Origin of the sequence: Arthrobacter sp. HMWF013 (assembly GCF_003061105.1) — a bacterium.
Lineage (GTDB): Bacteria > Actinomycetota > Actinomycetes > Actinomycetales > Micrococcaceae > Arthrobacter.
Genome location: NZ_QAIQ01000508.1, coordinates 1 through 3,449, shown reverse-complemented (window position 1 = coordinate 3,449; position 3,449 = coordinate 1). Strand labels below are relative to the sequence as shown.

4 protein-coding genes are annotated in these 3,449 nt (G+C 65.8%); 3 read left to right on the top strand and 1 reads right to left on the bottom strand.

The genetic code is table 11. The features are described 5' to 3' along the window. The 3 genes from DBR22_RS17860 to DBR22_RS17850 all read left to right on the top strand — a co-directional run. The coding region (locus DBR22_RS17860; protein WP_258229276.1) for a sulfurtransferase at positions 1-458 on the top strand (458 nt) is incomplete at its 5' end. Continuing rightward, on the top strand, positions 455-1,612 hold the full coding sequence (locus DBR22_RS17855) for an NAD(P)-dependent alcohol dehydrogenase (protein ID WP_108600122.1): 1,158 nt from the start codon (positions 455-457) through the stop codon (positions 1,610-1,612). The genes DBR22_RS17860 and DBR22_RS17855, both read left to right, overlap by 4 nt. Continuing rightward, positions 1,609-2,037, top strand: coding sequence for an HIT family protein (locus tag DBR22_RS17850; RefSeq protein WP_108600121.1), 429 nt, complete (start codon positions 1,609-1,611; stop codon positions 2,035-2,037). Before DBR22_RS17855 ends, DBR22_RS17850 begins: the two co-directional genes overlap by 4 nt. A gap of 32 nt (positions 2,038-2,069) precedes the next feature. Here DBR22_RS17850 and DBR22_RS17845 read toward each other — a convergent pair. Next, positions 2,070-3,449 (bottom strand): DUF3418 domain-containing protein (locus DBR22_RS17845; RefSeq protein ID WP_146187558.1); only part of this gene is annotated, 1,380 nt, incomplete at its 5' end.

Below are 3,449 nucleotides of genomic sequence, written 5' to 3'. Positions count from 1 at the left end.
TTACTTTTGATGCTTCCGCTGGGGGTGGGTTGATGCCCAGCATCGACGCGGACGGAGCAGCGGGCTGGGCGGCAACCGGCATCCTCCTGGATGCCCGGGCCGGCGAGAGGTACCGTGGCGAATTCGAACCGGTTGATCCGAGGGCCGGCCACATTCCAGGTGCCGTGAGCGCGCCGACAACCGGGAATGTGGACGGGACCGGACGCTTTCTGCCGGCAGAAGCGCTGCGGCGCAGGTTCGAGGGTGTGGGAATCACCGCGGACGTTCCGGTTGCCGTGTACTGCGGCTCGGGCGTCACAGCCGCACACGAGGTCGCCGCCCTTGAAATCGCAGGTTTCCGGGCGGCCCTGTATCCGGGATCCTTCTCGGAATGGTCGAACAATCCCGAACGGCCCGTGGCCACGGGCGGCGGGCCGATTGGCGAAGCCGCGGCCACCGGGGGTAGCGTCGCTTTATGACTCCAGGACGTCCGGTACCGCCGCCCCTTGCCCGACCCGTAGTCCCCGCCGGTGTTCCAACTGCTGACGGCGGCACGGGCGTTCTCGCCGCTGCCCTTGGAGCCACCTCCGGTACGAGCGGGCTCGTGCCGCTGACACTGGCACGGCGGACCCCCAAAGAGGACGACGTCGAGATCGCCATCGAATTCTGCGGCCTGTGCCACTCGGACGTACACGCAACCCGTGGCGAATGGGGCACCCAGAACTATCCGCTGGTGCCAGGCCACGAAATTGTAGGAACCGTCAGCCGTGTTGGCTCGGCTGTGGACGACTTCTCCCCGGGCGACCGCGTGGGCGTGGGCTGCATGGTGGATTCCTGCCGGGAATGTGAGAGCTGCCTGGACGGTCTGGAACAGTACTGCGAAATCGGCATTACGGGGACATACGGGGCCAAGGATCCCCGCAACGGCGATGCCATCACGCAGGGAGGGTATTCATCCTCCGTGGTGGTCGATCGCCGCTATGTGCTCCGCGTGCCCGCAAATCTTGATCCGGCCGCCGTCGCCCCCTTGCTCTGCGCCGGCATCACCACGTTCTCCCCGCTCCGGCATTTCGATGTGGAGGAAGGCGACGTGGTGGGTGTTGTGGGGCTTGGCGGCCTCGGCCACATGGCCGTCAAGCTCGCCAAGGCCATGGGCGCGCGCGTGCTGGTGTTCACCACATCCGAGGCCAAGATGCCGGCCGCGCTGGAACTTGGCGCCGACGAAGTGATCCTGTCCCGTGACGAGTCCGCAATGGCCGCCGCCAACCGCAGCATTGACCTCATCATCGATACCGTGGCCGCCCCGCACGATCTCAACCCATTCTTCCGGACCCTCCGCGTGGACGGTGCACTGTTCCAGCTGGGACTCCCGTCGGAGGCCATGCCGCCGGTGGACCCCAGGGCCCTGATCCGCCGGCGGATCGCCTACGCCGGTTCCCTGATCGGCGGAATCGCCGAGACGCAGGAAATGCTCGACTTCTGCGCCGAACATGACGTGGTTGCCGACATCGAACTGGTGCGGGCAGACCAGGTGAACGACGCCTACGACCGGATGGTGGCCGGCGACGTCAAATACCGCTTCGTGCTGGACACCGGCACGCTGCAGGCCCCGGCCAAGGAGGCAAACGCATGAGCACCCTGTTCACCAAGATCATCAACGGCGAGATTCCCGGGCGGTTCGTCTGGCGTGAGCCTGACGTTGCGGCCTTCCTGACAACCGGCCCGCTGGCACATGGACACACCTTGGTGGTGCCCACCGAGGAGGTTGACCGCTGGACCGATGCTTCTCCGGAAACGTTGGCGAAGGTCATGGAGGTGGCCCGCCGGATCGGTGCCGTCCAGCTGGACATCTTCCCTGCCGAGCGGGCAGGACTGATTGTGGCCGGCTACGAAATCAACCACATGCATGTCCACGTGTGGCCGTCCAGGAGCATGGCGGACTTCAACTTCGCCTCAGCGGACCAGAACCCCGACCCCGCCGTGCTGGATGCCAACGCAGAGAAACTCCGCGAGGGGCTCCGGGCCGCCGGCTACGGGGAGTTTGTGCCCGAAAGCTGAACCTTGCACCTGCACGTACGCCTGGCACCCGCCTAAGCCGGCGCGAGCGCTTTGTTGAGCACCGCGCGGATCCGCTTTTCTGACACCGAGTAGGCGGTTCCAAGCTCGACGGCGAAGAGGCTCACCCGGAGCTCCTCGATCATCCAGCGGACCTGGGTCAGCTCGGCACCGACCCGCCGGCCCGGGAGCAGTGCTGAGACGGCGTCGTCGTAGTCGTCCTCCAGACGTTGTACGGCAGCCATGCTCAGGGCATCCCGCTGGACGTTGCCGGGAAGCTTTTCCAGGCGTTTCTCAATCGCAGCAAGGTAGCGGGGGAGCTGACTCAGCTGCGCATAGCCGGTTTTCGCGACGAAGCCCGGATACACCAGCTGTTCCAGCTGGCTCTTCACATCATTCAGGGCGCTGATCAGGGCCAGGCTCGTGGTCGCCTTCAGCAGTTTCTCAATGCGCCGCGTGCTGGCAAGGATGCGCTCCACCACGGCAGTGACGCTGAAGACTGTGTCGATCAGCTCAGCGCGCACCCGCTCATAGAGGGCATCAAAGGACGGCCGGTCCCATGGGACTTCAGCCGGGGTCAGCTTGTCGATAGCGGCCAAAGCGCAATCCGCGATCAGGGCGGAAACAGAACCGTGCGGGTTCTGGCTGAACGTGAGCTTCTCGGTGTTGTTCAGGTGTTCCAGGACGTACCGGTCCGGGGCGGGGACCCTGAGCGCCAGCAGCCTGATCACGCCGCCGCGCATGGATTCCCGCTGTTCGGAGGGTGTCTGGAAGACGCGCAGCGCAACGGACGTTCCTTCATCCACCAGTGCAGGGTATCCCGTCACCGTGTGACCCTTGATGGTGTTGCTGACCTGCCGCTGTACGGCGCCAAAGGTCCACTCGGTCAGGCCGCTCTGCTCGCGGAAGCCGGGGGCCGAGCCGGGTGCCATCCCGTTTCCGGACCCGTTTCCTGCGTCGGTTCCCGCGGGCTCAGCGCCGCCGGACTTCCCCCGTGACTTCGGCCCGGTGGTTCCGGGAGTCGCGCCCAGGGACTCCGCAATGGCACGGCGCGTGGCCGGGGCGAGGCGCTCCTGAAGGGCGGCGAGGTCCTTGCCCTCATCCAGTACTTTCCCCTTGCTGTCCACCACCCTGAAGCTCACCCGCAGATGGGAAGGGACGGCATCCCAGTTCCAGGATCCGGGCGGGATGACCTGACCGCGGATCCGGCGGAGGGCGAGCTCCAATGAGGCTTCCAGGTCATCGATGGCAGGATCGAAGTCCGCCTCCAGGGCAGCCACAGCCTGGCGGGCGACGTCCGGGGCGGGAACAAAATTCTTGCGGATCTGCTTCGGCAGCGACTTGATCAGGGCGGCCACCAGTTCCACACGCTGACCCGGAATCAGCCAGCGGAAAGGGGCATCATCGAGCTGGTT

Excerpts from the sequence above, each read along its gene's own strand:
- DBR22_RS17855 (WP_108600122.1), top strand. The coding sequence starts at position 455 with ATGACTCCAGGACGTCCGGTACCGCCGCCCCTTGCCCGACCCGTAGTC.
- DBR22_RS17850 (WP_108600121.1), top strand. The coding sequence starts at position 1,609 with ATGAGCACCCTGTTCACCAAGATCATCAACGGCGAGATTCCCGGGCGG.